General features: G+C 42.4%; 13 protein-coding genes and 1 riboswitch. Of the genes, 12 read left to right on the top strand and 1 reads right to left on the bottom strand.

What is annotated here, in order from left to right:
- Nucleotides 1-5: 5 nt before the first annotated feature.
- The 6 genes from murC (at nt 6) to lpxC (ending at nt 7,005) form a co-directional block, all read left to right on the top strand.
- Nucleotides 6-1,454, top strand: a complete 1,449-nt coding sequence (murC, locus tag E0H77_RS05525) for a UDP-N-acetylmuramate--L-alanine ligase (protein WP_131375669.1) — start codon at nt 6-8, stop codon at nt 1,452-1,454.
- A gap of 40 nt (nt 1,455-1,494) precedes the next feature.
- Complete coding sequence (locus E0H77_RS05520) at nt 1,495-2,424, top strand: D-alanine--D-alanine ligase (protein ID WP_131375667.1); 930 nt, start codon at nt 1,495-1,497, stop codon at nt 2,422-2,424.
- Between the two features lie 3 nt (nt 2,425-2,427).
- Nucleotides 2,428-3,288 carry a cell division protein FtsQ/DivIB gene (locus E0H77_RS05515; RefSeq protein ID WP_131375665.1) on the top strand — a complete coding sequence of 287 codons (861 nt, stop codon included), beginning with the start codon at nt 2,428-2,430 and terminating at the stop codon, nt 3,286-3,288.
- A gap of 59 nt (nt 3,289-3,347) precedes the next feature.
- A complete protein-coding gene (ftsA, locus tag E0H77_RS05510; protein WP_131312424.1) occupies nt 3,348-4,610 on the top strand; it encodes a cell division protein FtsA in 1,263 nt (420 codons plus the stop codon).
- Between the two features lie 166 nt (nt 4,611-4,776).
- The gene (gene ftsZ / locus E0H77_RS05505; protein ID WP_131375663.1) at nt 4,777-5,979 is read left to right on the top strand and encodes a cell division protein FtsZ; all 1,203 of its coding nucleotides are present in this window, start codon (nt 4,777-4,779) and stop codon (nt 5,977-5,979) included.
- A 123-nt stretch (nt 5,980-6,102) separates the two neighbouring features.
- Nucleotides 6,103-7,005, top strand: a complete 903-nt coding sequence (lpxC, locus tag E0H77_RS05500) for a UDP-3-O-acyl-N-acetylglucosamine deacetylase (RefSeq protein ID WP_131375661.1) — start codon at nt 6,103-6,105, stop codon at nt 7,003-7,005.
- A gap of 97 nt (nt 7,006-7,102) precedes the next feature.
- Here lpxC and E0H77_RS05495 read toward each other — a convergent pair whose 3' ends face one another.
- Nucleotides 7,103-7,540 carry a DUF721 domain-containing protein gene (locus tag E0H77_RS05495; RefSeq protein ID WP_131375659.1) on the bottom strand — a complete coding sequence of 146 codons (438 nt, stop codon included), beginning with the start codon at nt 7,538-7,540 and terminating at the stop codon, nt 7,103-7,105.
- Nucleotides 7,541-7,654: 114 nt separating this feature from the next.
- Between E0H77_RS05495 and E0H77_RS05490 the strand changes: the two genes are divergently transcribed.
- The 6 genes from E0H77_RS05490 (at nt 7,655) to E0H77_RS05465 (ending at nt 15,660) form a co-directional block, all read left to right on the top strand.
- Entirely contained in the window at nt 7,655-8,341 is a 687-nt protein-coding gene (locus E0H77_RS05490; protein ID WP_131312420.1) for a M23 family metallopeptidase, read from the top strand.
- Nucleotides 8,342-8,589: 248 nt separating this feature from the next.
- Entirely contained in the window at nt 8,590-11,307 is a 2,718-nt protein-coding gene (gene aceE / locus E0H77_RS05485) for a pyruvate dehydrogenase (acetyl-transferring), homodimeric type (protein WP_131375657.1), read from the top strand.
- Nucleotides 11,308-11,309: 2 nt separating this feature from the next.
- The gene (locus tag E0H77_RS05480; RefSeq protein WP_131375655.1) at nt 11,310-13,265 is read left to right on the top strand and encodes a 2-oxo acid dehydrogenase subunit E2; all 1,956 of its coding nucleotides are present in this window, start codon (nt 11,310-11,312) and stop codon (nt 13,263-13,265) included.
- Nucleotides 13,266-13,406: 141 nt separating this feature from the next.
- Nucleotides 13,407-13,715, top strand: a complete 309-nt coding sequence (locus E0H77_RS05475) for a hypothetical protein (RefSeq protein WP_131375653.1) — start codon at nt 13,407-13,409, stop codon at nt 13,713-13,715.
- Nucleotides 13,716-13,903: 188 nt separating this feature from the next.
- Nucleotides 13,904-14,048: riboswitch (yybP-ykoY riboswitch) on the top strand.
- 82 nt (nt 14,049-14,130) lie between these two features.
- Nucleotides 14,131-14,715: a TMEM165/GDT1 family protein gene (locus E0H77_RS05470; RefSeq protein ID WP_131312416.1), complete on the top strand. Its 585-nt coding sequence runs from the start codon at nt 14,131-14,133 to the stop codon at nt 14,713-14,715.
- A 150-nt stretch (nt 14,716-14,865) separates the two neighbouring features.
- Complete coding sequence (locus E0H77_RS05465) at nt 14,866-15,660, top strand: oxygen-binding di-iron domain-containing protein (protein ID WP_131312415.1); 795 nt, start codon at nt 14,866-14,868, stop codon at nt 15,658-15,660.
- Nucleotides 15,661-15,725 lie beyond the last annotated feature (65 nt).

Here is a 15,725-nt window from a genome sequence, read left to right as displayed (position 1 = left end):
ATCGTATGTCATCGACAACCCCAGTAGATCAAGTCAACAAACTTATCAAAGTGCCTGAAATGCGCCGTATCAAACACATTCATTTTGTGGGAATTGGTGGTGCAGGGATGTGTGGTATCGCTGAAGTTTTAAAAAACCAAGGTTACTGTGTTTCTGGTTCAGACATTAAAGCGTCTAAAACTACAGCGCATTTAGAAGCAAAAGGCATTCAGGTCTATATTGGGCATGCGGCTGAAAATGTGCAAGATGCCAATGTCTTGGTGGTATCCACTGCAATTGACCATGAAAACCCTGAAGTTAAAGCAGCACTTGAAAAACGTATTCCAGTGGTGCGTCGTGCAGAAATGCTGGGTGAGTTAATGCGTTATCGTCATGGGATTGCGGTTGCAGGAACGCATGGTAAAACCACGACGACCAGTTTGCTGACCACCATGTTGGCAGAAGAAAATCTTGATCCAACCTATGTGATTGGTGGTTTACTAAACCGTACAGGTGTAAATGCCGCATTGGGTGCGAGCCGTTATATTGTGGCTGAAGCAGATGAATCTGACGCTTCATTTTTGTTTTTACAGCCAATGGCAGCTATTATTACCAATGTCGATGCGGATCACATGGATACCTATGGTGGTAGCTTTGATAAATTAAAAGATACCTTTATTGAATTTATTCACCGCTTACCTTTCTATGGCTTGGCTGTAGTTTGTGGTGATGATGCCAATGTACGTGAAATTATGCCACGTTTTGGTCGCCCAACCATTACTTATGGCTTTCAAGAAGACAACGACATTCGTGCGGTTGAAGTTGAGCAAGACGGTATGCGTTCGCACTTTACCGTGCTGCGTAAAGATCGTGAACCACTACGTGTCACCATCAACCAACCAGGTTTGCACAATATCTTAAATGCCTTGGCAGCGATTGGTGTCGCAACCGATGAAGGGGTTTCTGATGCTGCAATTTGCCGTGCTTTAGAAGGCTTCAGTGGTGTAGGTCGTCGTTTCCAGGTACAAGGTGAATACGCACTAGGTGAAGGCAATGTCAAATTGGTTGATGATTATGGCCATCATCCAAAAGAAGTTGAAGCGACCATTAAGGCAGCTCGTCAGAGTCATCCTGACCGCCGTTTAGTCATGTTGTTCCAACCGCACCGCTTTAGCCGTACCCGTGACTGTTTCGATGACTTTGTTGACGTGCTGTCACAGGTGGATCAATTACTGTTACTTGAGGTCTATCCAGCAGGTGAAAAACCAATTGTCGGGGCGGATAGTCGTTCATTGGCGCGCAGCATTCGCTTACGTGGTGAAGTTGAACCGATTTTGATTGATCCAGTTGAGGGGAATCTCGAAAATGTCATTCAAAAAGTGTTACAACCAAATGACTTGTTATTAACACAAGGTGCGGGTAACGTGGGTGCAATTTCGGTTGAGTTAGCGCAAAAACGCTTATTTATAAAATAATCCCGCTTGGGTGATTTGCTTAGATTTAAGGATAAAAAACGTGTCAAATGCTTCAAAATTCGGCAAGGTTGCAGTGTTATTGGGTGGACGTTCAGCAGAGCGTGAAGTTTCCTTAGATAGTGGTCGAGCGGTTCTTGAAGCATTGTTGCGTTCAGGTGTCAATGCAGAAGCATTTGATCCACAAGAGCGTAGCGTGACTGAACTGGTTGGCTATGATCGTGCTTTTATTGTTTTGCATGGTCGTGGTGGTGAAGATGGTCAGATTCAAGGTGTGCTTGAATGGTTAAATATCCCATACACAGGTACGGGCGTACAAGGCTCTGCCATCGGGATGGATAAAGTTAAAACCAAGCAAGTTTGGCAAGGTTCAGATTTACCTACTGCACCGTATCGAATTATTGGTAAAGACACTGATTTGAACGAAGTGGTTGCAAGCCTTGGCTTACCTTTAATTATCAAGCCTGTGCATGAGGGTTCAAGTGTGGGCATGAGTAAGGTTGAAAAAGCTGAAGACCTTGCTGCTGCGATTGCCAAAGCCACTCAACACGATGCGGTTGTTATGGCAGAAAAATGGATTACTGGACGTGAGTTCACCATTTCATTCTTGAATGGTCAGCCTTTGCCAGTGATTCGTTTGCAACCACCCGCAGATGTGGCTTTTTATGATTATGAAGCCAAATATCAGCGTAATGATGTGCAATATGGTATTCCTTGCGGCTTGAGTGAGTCAGATGAGCAACGTTTGCAAGCATTGTGCTTACGTGCTTTTCAAGTGGTTGGTGCAAGCGGTTGGGGGCGTATTGATGCGATGCAAGATGAACAGAATAATTTCTGGTTGCTGGAAGTGAATACAGTTCCAGGCATGACCAGCCATTCGCTGGTGCCAAAAGCGGCTAAAGCGGTTGGTTATGATTTTGACAGTCTTTGTGTGGCTATTTTAGAACAAACCTTGACGGAAACGGTTCGCTAATTTATGGCGCAATTACCAGCTTCAATGCGTCGAAAAACACGCGCAGCAGTCACCTCTATTCATGAAAAGCCACCCACACGCGCCGAGAAAATGGCAAATCTGGGTGGATGGATATTGTTAATTATTGCAACAACTGTTTTTATTGCTGGAACTTATGGGTTATATAAGATTATTACAGACGCACGTGTGGCAGATTTGCAAGTGGTCGGTAATGATTCTGCTCTAGAAGCTCAGCAAGTTGGCATGTATGTTAAACCGATTATACGAGATAATTATTTTACTTCGGACTTGGAAAAAATCCGTGATCGGACTTTAGATATTTCATGGGTTGATCGGGTTGTTGTTTCTCGTGCATGGCCAAATGCAATTCGTGTGCGGGTTTTTCCTCGCCACCCGATTGCGCGTTGGGGAACAGGGCGTTTACTGAGTGATAGTGGTGATGTGTATAGTGAAGCTGCACCGCAGCCACACAATGATTTACCATTGTTGCATGGGCCGATTAGCCAGTCACAGTTGATGATGCGGCGTTATAATGAAATAAATCAACTATTTCAACCTTTTAATCTTCATTTAAAAGAGTTGTATTTAACCGAGCGCATGACGTGGTTTATGCAGTTTGATTCAGGATTACGAATTATTGTGGATCAGGATCAAACCATGAGTAAACTACAGCGTTTGAGTGTGCTTGCAGGAACAGATTTAAAGCCGATTTGGTCTCAAATCGCCACTGTGGATTTGCGTTACAGAAATGGTCTGGCAATCCAGTGGAGAGGTGCGGCACCTGTTTCGCATGGACAATTTGTAGCGAGCAATACTGTTGTCAGTACGCCAGCGAGTGAGCCAAATACGGCACAAGCGCATTAATATTGGAATACTGACAGGCGCTATGCCAATAATTAATCATAAATCAATGGTAGTAGGTAATGAGTGAAGCGGTTCCCTCAGTTGTAGCAATAGACATCGGGACGCATAAAGTTTCAGTCTTGATAGGTAAAGTTCATGCACCCGACAATATTCAGGTTGTTGGTATGGCAACTGCACGCAATCGCGGTATGAACAAAGGTAAAATAGTTAGTCTGGATAAAGTGATTTCTGCAATTAAAAATGCGGTGTCAGAAGCTGAAAACATGGCCGAATGTCGGGTGCATTCTGCCTGGATTTCGATTCCAAGTGCTGATTTAAAAAGCTTTTATGCAGCGGGGCGTACTCCGATTGCTAACCCTGATCATACCATTACCACCAATGAAGTTGTGCGCGCACTAGAACTTGCTAAGGCCAGTCATATTACGCCAGATCATTATCTTGCCAGTGCTGTGCCATTGGGTTTCGAACTTGATGATTCACAACAATGGGTGATTAACCCAATTAACATGTCAGCACACAGTATGACGGGGCACTATCAGTTAATGATGTTGCCAATTAGTACCATGCAAAATCTTGATCGTGCCATGAAAGGTGCCAACATCGGAGTTGAACGCATGGTGATTTCATGCTTAGCAACGGCTGAGGCGAGCCTGTTGCAGGATGAAAAAGATTACGGTGTGTGCTTACTCGATATTGGTGCGGGTACAACCAATCTGGCGGTTTATCTTGATGGACGCTTGGCGCTGACCAAGACCTATGCAGTGGGCGGTGAACATGTGACCCGTGATATCGCTGCAGTCTTACAAACGACAACTGAAGAAGCTGAGCGGATTAAAATTCTGCATGGCTGTGTCGATATGAATGTGGTTAAACCCGATCATATGTTGCATGTACAGGGGATTGAAGGGCCACAGACGATTAGTCGTATCGAACTGAGTGAAATTATCATTGCGCGTTACGAACAAATTTTAAATACTATTCGTAGTGATCTTGATGAAACGGGCGCAATCCACGGGTTATACCATGGTGTTGTGCTCACAGGTGACGCTTGCCAGATTGAAGGTATGGTGAGTTTGTCGCGTAGAATTTTTGGTGTTTCAGCACATTTAGGTAATCCGCCTTTACAGGTCGGTGCAGATGATGCATATTTAGCCGCTTTACGTCGTTCGCAATATATTACTGCTGCGGGTTTATTGATGTATAGTCAAAGTGAAATACCTGATGCAATTGAAGTTGCTGACGAAAATAGAGATAAAACGATGATGAATCGTTTAAAAAATGGATGGAATTCGTTAAACAATAAACTAAAATCGATTTTCTAAGTCCATTTTGATGGCGCATATTGTTGGGAAGTTGTAAGCAAAAAGTTCTATACTTGACAAAGATGGCTTTAGCACAGCATCCTAAAAAAATTGTATTTTATATAGACGTTCAAGGCAGTATACGGGCTCAAGTGGCTGCCAATAAGCATTAGGAACACTCAAGGTCATGGCCTCATTTGAATTTTTAGACGACGAACAAACCGATGGTAACGGTCAAGCCCGTTTTACTGTATTTGGTGTAGGTGGTGGTGGCGGTAACGCTGTCCAGCATATGGTGCAGTCTGATATTAAAGGCGTAAAATTTGTTTGTGCGAATACAGACAAACAAGCCTTAGACCGCATGAATGCGCCATTTAAAATCCAGCTTGGTGAACAAAGCACACGCGGTTTGGGTGCTGGTGCTAATCCAGAAGTCGGGCAAATTGCAGCAGAAGAAAGCCGTGAATTGATCCGTCAGCATCTTGAAGGTGCGGACATGGTCTTCGTCACTGCAGGAATGGGCGGTGGAACGGGTACGGGCGCTGCTCCTGTGGTTGCAGAAATTGCCAAAGAAATGGGAATTTTAACGGTTGGTGTTGTTACGACTCCATTTAATTTTGAAGGTCGTCGCCGTCAAAAATCTGCCGAGAAAGGTATTGAGGCACTTGAGCAATTTGTTGACTCACTCATTATTATTCCAAATGAACGCTTGCTAAATGTCTATGGTGACATTTCTATGCAAGATGCTTACCGTAAAGCAGACGATGTATTGCTCAATGCTGTACGTAGTATTTTTGATCTGGTTGTACGCCCAGGTCACATTAACCTTGACTTTGCTGACTTGAAAACGGCGATGAGTACTCGTGGTTATGCCATGATGGGTGAAGGTAAAAGCTCAGGGCCAGACCGTGCGGAAGAAGCTGCACGTTTAGCTATTCGTAGCCCATTACTTGATAATGTGAATATCATGAACGCGAAAGGCGTGTTGATTAACATTACAGGTGGCAACGATGTCACTTTGCGTGAAACTCAGATCATTACCGATGTGGTGAACCAAATTGTTGACTTGGATGAAGGTGAAGTCTTCTTTGGTACGGTATTTGATCCAGATGCACGTGATGAAATTCGCGTTACTGTGATTGCAACAGGTCTGACTCGTAATTCGAATAACGCAGAAGCACGTGCTAAGGCAGCATCACAAGTTGCAGCAGCTGTGGCTCAGCATCAGCATCAACCTCAGCAAATCGTTGAAGATGATGATATTCCAGCGATTCAGCGTCAGTATCAGCCAAATAGCGCACCTGCACGCCCAGCAGCAACGTCAACAGGTGGTTCACGTCCAAACCCAATGAGTATTCAAGATTACTTGAAAAAACAACAGGGTAAGTGATTATTTTAGTAATCAATCTACTAAAATGAGAAAAGGTAGGCAATTGGCCTACCTTTTTTGTTTTTTATCAATGGTTAATTATGCTAATCTTGAGCAGTTTGTAAAGGTAGAAGACAATAACAGATGTTGAAACAGCGTACCCTCAAGCGTGTGGTCAAGGCCAGTGGTATTGGTTTACACAGTGGGCAAAAAGTCATGATTAACTTTGTGCCGCATACGGTTGACTCGGGTATTGTGTTTCGTCGTGTTGACTTAAACCCACCTGTAGACCTACCTGCAGATGCAATGTTGATCCAAGAAGCATTTATGTGTTCTAACTTGGTACAAGGTGATATTAAAGTAGGCACAATTGAGCACGTCATGAGTGCGATTGCAGCATTGGGTATTGATAATTTAATCGTAGAAGTCTCTGCTTCTGAAGCCCCGATTATGGATGGGAGCGCGGGTCCATTTATTTACTTGCTGATGCAAGGTGGGCTTGTTGAACAAGATGCCCCAAAGAAATTTATTAAAATTTTAAAACCTGTTGAAGTAACCATTGCCGATAAACGTGCAGCATTTACGCCACATCATGGTTTTCAGCTCAATTTTACCATTGATTTTGACCATCCTGCATTTGCTAAAGAATATCAGTCAGCAACAATTGATTTTTCAACTGAAACCTTTGTGTATGAAGTTAGCGATGCGCGTACTTTTGGTTTTATGAAAGACTTGGATTTCTTAAAAGCCAATAATCTGGCGTTAGGTGCAAGTCTGGAAAATGCGATTGGTGTCGATGAAACAGGCGTAGTGAATGAAGAAGGGCTACGCTATGATGATGAATTTGTACGTCACAAAATTTTAGATGCGGTAGGTGACTTATATTTGCTCGGACACCAAATTATTGCAAAATTCGATGCTTACAAGTCTGGGCATGCACTGAACAATCAGTTATTGCATCAGGTGAAGAGCGATCCGAGTAACTATGAAATTGTAACATTTAATGACATTAAGGATTGCCCAATTTCGTATGTGAATGTGAGCTAAACCCTTAAAATTTCAGGCAGGCGCATGGATTATACAAAAATATAAATTGTGTGAAAAATAGCGAAATATCGAGAAATAGCCTGTCAAAATTAGCTCGTTACTTTATAACGCTTGCTAAATTGCGTAGAGCTTGGCTAAGCTTAGGGTCGTTCACAAACTGTGCTGCACTTTGTAACATTTGTTGTGTTTCTGCTGAGATAGGTTGAACTTTGTTTACTGGTCTTTTTTGAATGCTTTTTGCACGCAAACGAACTTGAATTTTTTGTAAATCTCTTAATTCATCTTTTTGAGATAATTGTGCAACATAATGTTTTTGTAAATATCCCAGTTGGCTGATCATCGCTTGATTTTCCCCTGTGATAATTAAGACACCATGTTGATAGCAGACCACTTGCCATTGTTCAGGCTGGGGTAAAAGCGGTTGAATGATTTTTGTCAGCATCTGCCAATATTGTACTTGTTTGGTGAGTTGCTGAATATTTGCAGCCTTTGTTTGGGGGGTGTTGGACTGAAATAGATTCCGAGGTTGTGACATGGCAGAGTCCGATTTTTGCTATGACATTCATCTTAGAGCGTTGTCTAAGTCTAAACAAGAAGTACAAAGGTTGTTTTTCGTGATGCTTAAGTTAAGCAGTTTTTAGAGGTTTTTATGCGACGTATTTTATTAGCGTTATCTTTATTGGTTTCCACGCCACTGGCATTTGCAGATTTAATTGACACGCCAACTTCAACAGATCGTCTTGAACAATTGAGCCGTGCAGTTGCACAAGGTTCATATTCAGTAGAAAGCAACGATGTTGATGATGCAGATGCGACGCCACATGTTAATGTGAGACTTCGTGGTCATAAATCAGTTGAATTTAACAATGCATCAGTGACTAAAAAATACGGTAGTTCAAATCTTTCTGCTGCAAATACTGGTTCTGGTTCAAATGTCCTGTCTTGGTTAAAAGCCAATCCTTTGCCAGGTATGGTACGTGTGAGTTCACAGTATGGAACACGTTATTTTGCTGGTAAATCTGAATATCACCCAGGTGTAGACTTGGCTGCGCCAAATGGCACTCCAATTTACGCTTCTGGTTCTGGTGTCGTGACTCGTTCAGGCTGGGTCAATGGTTATGGTCAAATGATTGAAATTAACCATGGTAATGGTTATATCACTCGTTATGCACATGCATCACGTTTGCTAGTCAGTGTGGGTGAACGTGTACAGGCGGGCGAAGAAATTGCCAAAGTCGGTTGTACAGGTCGTTGTACAGGTGCACATTTGCATTATGAAATCGTACAAGATGGTCAACGTAAGAACCCAAGCACTTATCTTGCGATGCTGCCATAAATTTGAATATTTAAATTTGGAATTTGACAGATCAGCAGTAAAAACCTCTAAATCTCCCTGCTGATTTGTTGTTATTTTATAAAAATCGTCCTTATGGGCGATTTTTTTGTCAATAAGGATTTTAAAGATAACGATTATTTATTTTATGAATGTTGGTATCCAGTTGTATTTAAAAGTAGCCATAACTTTTTAATCTAAAACATGTTAAAAATAACGGGTTGTCTAAAATGATTAAGGAAAGGTGAAACATGGCGTATTATGGCGATTCTGACGCGCAAGAAACCCTAGAGTGGGAAGATGCTTTTGATTCAGTGTTACAGCATATGGGAACAGAGCGGGCAGCATTCTTATTAGAAAAACTCTATCAACGCGCAATTGCTAAACACGTCCCTATTCAGCGCCTAAATACTCCATATCTCAATACCATTTCTGTAGAAGAACAACCTGCAATGCCAGGTGACCAAGACATGGAACGCCGTATCCGTGCTTTGATTCGTTGGAATGCGTTGGCGATGGTGTTACGCGCCAATAAAACAGGCGATGATTTAGGTGGTCACTTAGCAAGTTTTGCGTCATCAGCAACCTTGTATGATGTAGGTTTTAACCACTTTTTCCGTGCAAGCAATGATAACTTTGGCGGTGACATGATCTATTATCAAGGTCACTGTGCTCCAGGGATTTACGCACGTTCGTTTTTGGAAGGTCGTTTGACTGAAGAACAACTCGGTAACTTCCGCCGTGAAGTTGGCGGTAACGGTTTACCAAGCTATCCACATCCATATTTAATGCCAGACTATTGGCAATTCCCAACTGTATCAATGGGTCTTGGTCCAATCATGTCGATTTATCAAGCGCACATTCAAAAATATTTGATGAATCGTGGCTTGATCAAAGAAGAAGATCGTAAAGTCTGGGCATATCTTGGCGATGGCGAGATGGATGAGCCAGAAAGTACTGGTGCAATTTCACTTGCTGGTCGTGAAAAACTTGATAACTTGATCTGGGTTGTTAACTGTAACTTACAGCGTCTAGATGGCCCTGTACGTGGTAACGGTAAAATTATTCAAGAATTAGAATCTTTATTCCGTGGTGCAGGCTGGCGTGTGATTAAAGTAGTTTGGGGTCGCCATTGGGATCCATTGCTTGCAAAAGATACGTCTGGTGCTTTAAAAGCAGTCATGGGAGAAACAGTTGATGGTGAGTACCAGCGCTATCAAGTGAAAGGTGGTGCATATACACGTGAGAAATTCTTTGGCAAGTACCCAGAAGCTGCGGAACTTGTAAAAGATTTAAGCGATGAAGATATTGATAATTTAAATCGCGGTGGTCATGACCCGTACAAAGTCTTTGCTGCATATGCAGAAGCGACCAAGGCAAAAGGTCAACCAACAGTTATTCTTGCGAAAACTGTTAAAGGTTACGGTTTGTCTGAAGAAATTGAAGCGGTGAATAAGACTCACCAAATCAAAAAAATGCAGATCGATTCTTTAAAATATGTACGTGACCGTTTTAACCTGCCATTTACAGATGATAAATTAGAAGAGCTTCCATTCTATCGTCCAAGCGAAAACTCTCCAGAAATGAAATACTTGAAGGGTCGTCGTGAGTCTCTAGGTGGTTACCTACCTGCACGTCGTCGTGAGAGTGAATCTTTAGCGATTCCTGCGCTATCTGTATTTGACTCGGTATTGAATGGTTCAGGTGGTAAAGAACAATCAACTACAATGGTGATGGTTCGTTTAATTGCTGCATTATTGAAAGAAAAAGCGATTAAAGATCGCGTAGTGCCAATCGTTCCAGATGAAGCACGTACTTTTGGTCTAGAAGGCATGTTCCGTCAGTTGGGTATTTACGCTGCTCACGGTCAAAAATATACACCTGAAGACCAAGAACAATTGATGCATTACCGTGAAGCAAAAGACGGTCACATGCTTCAAGAAGGGATTAACGAAGCGGGTGCGATGAGCGCGTGGGCTGCGTTGGCAACCAGTTATTCAACCAATAACTTGCCAATGATTCCAATGTACATGTACTACTCTATGTTTGGTTTCCAACGTATTGGTGATATTGCATGGGCAGCAGGCGATGCACAAGCGCAAGGTTTCTTGTTGGGTGCAACAGCAGGTCGTACCACACTAAATGGTGAAGGTTTACAACACCAAGATGGTCACTCACATATTCTTGCGAACACCATTCCGAACTGTATCTCTTATGATCCATGTTTTGGTTATGAACTTGCAGTGATTGTACATGACGGTTTGCAACGTATGTACGTTAATCAAGAACGTGTGTTCTATTACTTAACCGTGATGAATGAAAACTACGAGCATCCTGAAATGCCTGAAGGTGTTGAAGAAGGCATTAAACGTGGTATGTATCTGCTTGAAGAAGATGAAAAAGCAACGGTTCAGTTAATGGGTTCAGGTGTCATTCTTCGTGAAGTGATCAAAGCTGCGAAAATTTTACGTGATGAATACCAAATCCATTCAAATGTTTGGTCTGTGACAAGTTTCAACGAACTTGCACGTGATGGTATGGCATGTGACGAATACAACCGCTTGCATCCACTTGCAGAAGAACAACGCGAATCTTGGGTTTCGCAACAGCTTCGTGACACAGATGGTATTGTGGTGTCTGCAACCGATCACATGCGCGCTTACAGTGAACAAATTCGTGCGTATTTACCAGACAACCGACCATTCGTTGCCTTAGGTACAGATGGCTATGGTCGTTCAGATACACGTGCTAACTTGCGTAGCTACTTCGGTGTTGATGCAGCGCATATCGTGGTTGCAACCTTGAAAAAACTTGCAGACGAAGGCGAAGTTGATGCTCGCTTAGTTAAAGATGCGATTTCAAGTTTTGAAATTGAAACAGATCGTCCAGTTGCATGGGCACCTCAAGCGCATCCTGAAGTTCAAGCAGTTGCTGCATACCAAGAAACTCAATCAGGTGAGGAGAAGTAATCATGCAAATCACAACACCTGATATTGGCGTAGATAAAGCCACTGTTGCTGAAATCTTGGTGAAAGTCGGTGACAGCATTGCAGAAAATGACAGCCTTGTTTTGCTTGAGTCCGATAAAGCCTCTGTTGAAGTGCCAAGCACTTCAGCAGGTGTGGTGAAAAGCATCTTGGTTCAAGAAGGCGATAACGTGACTGAAGGTACGGTATTGCTAGAGCTGGAAGCACAAGGTACTGCACCTGCCAAAGTTGAAGAAGTCGCAAAACCTGCACCAGTGGCTGAGACAGTTGCACCTGTTGCAGCACCACAAGTCATTGCTCAACCTGCGGCTGCAACCAGCAGTCAAGTGGTTGAGGTGCAAGTGCCTGACATTGGTGTAGAAAAAGCCCTTGTTGCTGAAATCTTGGTAAAAGTCGGCGAAAGTATTGCAGAAAACGACAGTCTTGTTTTGCTTGAGTCCGATAAAGCCTCTGTTGAAGTGCCAAGTACAGTGTCTGGTACGATTGAAAGCATTGAAGTTAAACAAGGTGACAGCGTTAAAGAAGGCGTAGTTTTAATTAAAGTTAAAACAACTTCTGCTGCTGCGCCAGTATCTGTTGCACAATCAGTAGAAACACCAGCATCTGCTGCGCCAGTTGCTCAAGTTGCTGCACCAGTACAACAAGCACAACCTGCAGGCGATGTTGAAATTCAAGTGCCTGATCTGGGTGTAGATAAAGCTGTTGTGGCTGAAATTTTGGTTCAGGTCGGCGACAGAGTTGAAGTGGACCAAAGCCTCGTTGTTGTTGAATCTGACAAAGCCACAGTTGAAGTTCCAAGTACTGTCGCAGGGGTGGTGAAAGCCATTCACCTACAGTCTGGTCAAAGCGTATCACAAGGTGTCTTGCTTGCAACGATTGCAGCAGAAGGTCAAGCGGCTGCAGCAGTTGCGACAGCAACGCCTGCACCTGTAGCGGCTAAAGCTGAAGTTGCAGCACCTGCAGCGAAAGTTGAAGCTCCAGTAGCAGCAACGCAAGGTGCTGATAAGCTGACCAAAGAACAGCAAGCTGCAAATGCGAAAGTCTATGCAGGCCCTGCGGTTCGTAAGTTAGCACGTGAACTTGGTGTGGTCTTGGCACAGGTGAAAACATCTGGTGAGCATGGTCGTGTCATGAAAGACGATGTTTATGCCTATGTGAAACAGCGTTTGACAGCGCCTGTTGAAGCACCAAAAGCGGCTGCAGCAGTTGCGTCAGGCTTGCCATCATTACCAGACTTTAGTGCATTTGGTGGTGTTGAAGAGAAAGTTTTGACTCGCTTGCAGCAAGTGTCGATTCCGCAATTGTCATTGAATAACTTTATTCCACAAGTGACGCAATTTGACCTTGCCGATATTACCGAGCTTGAAACATGGCGTAATGATCTTAAAGGTAACTTTAAGAAAGACGGCATTAGCTTGACTATTATGGCATTCATTATTAAAGCGGTTGCGCACTTACTGAAAGAAGAGCGTGAGTTTTCAGGTCACTTGGCAGATGATGGTAAATCTGTGTTGTTACGCAATGAAATCCATATGGGTATTGCAGTTGCAACACCAGATGGGTTGACTGTTCCTGTACTGCGTAACCCAGACCAAAAAACCATTAAGCAAATTGCGGTTGAGTTAGGTGAGCTGAGTAAGAAAGCACGTGATAAAAAATTATCACCAAAAGACTTACAAGGTGCGAACTTTACCATTACAAGCTTGGGCGCAATCGGTGGTACAGCGTTTACACCGTTGGTGAACTGGCCACAAGTTGCGATTTTGGGTATTTCTCCTGCAACCATGCAACCTGTATGGAATGGTAAAGAGTTTGAGCCACGCTTGATGTTGCCGTTATCATTGTCTTATGACCACCGTGTGATTAATGGTGCAGATGCTGCGCGTTTTAGCAATAAGTTGACTAAACTATTGGCTGATATTCGTAGTTTGTTGCTCTAATCTACATCTGAACTAGACTTTAAAACCTCGCTACGGCGGGGTTTTTTATGCACATTATTTAAAAAATACATCTAATGGTGTCTTCTCAACGGCTGAAAAAAACATAAAATAGCTGAAAATAAAAGCAATTTGGTCATTAAGATGAAAGACAAAGTACCCGATCTTTGGGGATATTTAAAGATGATGTTGCCATTTGTGCTGCTGGTGTTGCTACTCATGTTTGTGTGGGTGAGTTTCTTGAGTTTTCCTTGGTTATGGGTCAGTTATAGCGTGCTAGGCATTGAGGCAATTGCTGCAATTTTTGTATTAATTATTGAATATGGTGGTATGAAAGTGCAGGGTGCAGCAGGCTGGATCAGCTTTGGTTTTGTTGGGTTGAGTCTATATTTTGCATTTTTATTGGGACTAATACGCTTAATGGTCTGGGGCTATTTTAAATTTATTTCCTGATTTTCCCTTGATAACTGGGAGTCATTGGCATCGTTCAGTTGCTTTCTAAGCATTTTATTTTCTTTGTATGTCTTCCATAGGGAGAAAGAAAATGGATGGACGAAAGACAGATATAAGATTAAATCTATTTTTCTTTATTGGAACGTAAGAAATGTTTTGAAAAATAAATTTAGATTTATATAATACTGACACACTTCATTGGGGAGTAGCCGCTATTTACGTCTGTAAATAGATGATGGTCAACATACTTGTTCTGAACCGAACATGGTCATCATAGCAAAGAACCAAATGAGCTTTTTACAAAGCTTTCTTTTGTTGGCAAGACCTTTGATTTATCACTCCGCAATCAGATATCTGATCATGGCTAGCAGGAGGGGTAAGTCATAGGCAAATTTTGCTAGCCAGAGAAAAATGTATGTTAACTTTCCTGTTCTCTCTTGGAGCGGTGTTTATCTCAGAAATTGGCGATAAAACACAACTTCTCGCTCTTCTGCTTGCTGCACGTTTCCGTAAACCGATTCCTATTTTAATTGCAATTTTGGCAGCCACCACGCTCAACCATGGTTTGTCTGCTGTTTTAGGTCAATGGTTAACTCAAATTATCCCTCAAGATGTCATGATCTGGATTTTGGCACTCGGCTTTATTGCGATGGCAGTCTGGATGCTGATTCCCGATTCAATTGAGGATGAAGTTGATGGTATTGCTAAATGGCAACATCTAGGTGTCTTTGGTGCAACCTTTATTCTGTTCTTTTTGGCAGAAATTGGGGATAAAACCCAAATCGCAACGGTTGCTTTGGCTGCACAATTCCATAGTGTCATTTTGGTAATGATGGGTACTACTGTGGGGATGATGCTTGCGGATGGCCCTGCAGTATTTATTGGCAATAAGCTTGCTGATAGATTACCAATTGCCCTGATTCATAAAATTGGTGCTTTTATTTTTCTTGCGGTCGGCGTGATCACTTTGGCACAGCACTATTGGTCAGCTATCTTTTGATTTGATGAAAAAGACTCAATTTTTTTGAGTCTTTTTGACTATTTAGCAAATTTTGTTAAAGATTTTTAATCATCTGTGATTGTATGTAAACCAAAATCCATATAACTTATACGTGATAATAATTTAGTCATTTTTTGGGGCCTAGGGAAGATGTTTGAACGTACAACATCGCAGGTACTGTTTGATAACGGTACACATAAATGCATTAGCTTCACAAGTCTAGTTAAAGGCGAAGGGGTACAAGCCAACCAGTTTTTAATCATTGACCACGAACGCGCAGCAGTCCTAGATCCAGGTGGAGATTTAACTTATGTTCCACTGACGATGGAACTCAATAAATATACCAAACTGAAGAACTTAGACTATGTCATGGCATCACACCAAGACCCTGACATTATTACTTCTATGCCACGCTGGTTAGTGTATACCGATGCAAAAATTGTGGCTTCTAAACTTTGGGCACGCTTTTTACCTCACTTGAATTCGTCATTTATGAGTGACCGTATGAAGGGTAGCTGGGAAGAGCGTCTGATTGAACTACCAGATCAAGGGCAGCGTATTCCACTTGGTAACAGTGTTATGGTGGCTATTCCTGCGCATTTTTTGCATTCTGTGGGTAATTTTCAGTTTTATGATCCAGTCGCTAAGATCTTGTTTTCTGGTGATATGGGGGCATCAATGGTGGATGATGCTAATATTCCAATTCAAAACTTTAGTGACCATATTCCAAAAATGAAGGGCTTCCACCAGCGTTATATGGGAAGTAATTCAATCATCCGTTTATGGGTCAAGATGGTTCGTCAGTTGGATTTAGAGATGATCGTGCCACAACACGGTACGGCATTTATAGGTAAAGAGCAGGTGAATCAGTTCTTGGATTGGATTGAAAATCTTCAATGCGGTATTGATCTTATGAATGACCGTATTTTTAGCGTACCACTCTAAGTTGTGCCTGAATTGCAAAAAATCCAAGGCATTTGGGTTTTTTGCAGATTTTCATTTCTCCGAAC

This window comes from Acinetobacter brisouioides (assembly GCF_004331075.1).
Classification (GTDB): Bacteria; Pseudomonadota; Gammaproteobacteria; order Pseudomonadales; family Moraxellaceae; genus Acinetobacter.
This window is presented reverse-complemented; position numbering and strand designations above follow the sequence as displayed.

Coding starts and splice junctions, on each gene's coding strand:
- E0H77_RS05465 (WP_131312415.1), top strand. CDS start 14,866: ATGTTTGAACGTACAACATCGCAGGTACTGTTTGATAACGGTACACAT.
- murC (WP_131375669.1), top strand. CDS start 6: ATGTCATCGACAACCCCAGTAGATCAAGTCAACAAACTTATCAAAGTG.
- aceE (WP_131375657.1), top strand. CDS start 8,590: ATGGCGTATTATGGCGATTCTGACGCGCAAGAAACCCTAGAGTGGGAA.
- lpxC (WP_131375661.1), top strand. CDS start 6,103: ATGTTGAAACAGCGTACCCTCAAGCGTGTGGTCAAGGCCAGTGGTATT.
- E0H77_RS05475 (WP_131375653.1), top strand. CDS start 13,407: ATGAAAGACAAAGTACCCGATCTTTGGGGATATTTAAAGATGATGTTG.
- ftsZ (WP_131375663.1), top strand. CDS start 4,777: ATGGCCTCATTTGAATTTTTAGACGACGAACAAACCGATGGTAACGGT.
- ftsA (WP_131312424.1), top strand. CDS start 3,348: ATGAGTGAAGCGGTTCCCTCAGTTGTAGCAATAGACATCGGGACGCAT.
- E0H77_RS05470 (WP_131312416.1), top strand. CDS start 14,131: ATGTTAACTTTCCTGTTCTCTCTTGGAGCGGTGTTTATCTCAGAAATT.
- E0H77_RS05515 (WP_131375665.1), top strand. CDS start 2,428: ATGGCGCAATTACCAGCTTCAATGCGTCGAAAAACACGCGCAGCAGTC.
- E0H77_RS05495 (WP_131375659.1), bottom strand. CDS start 7,540: ATGTCACAACCTCGGAATCTATTTCAGTCCAACACCCCCCAAACAAAG.
- E0H77_RS05480 (WP_131375655.1), top strand. CDS start 11,310: ATGCAAATCACAACACCTGATATTGGCGTAGATAAAGCCACTGTTGCT.
- E0H77_RS05490 (WP_131312420.1), top strand. CDS start 7,655: ATGCGACGTATTTTATTAGCGTTATCTTTATTGGTTTCCACGCCACTG.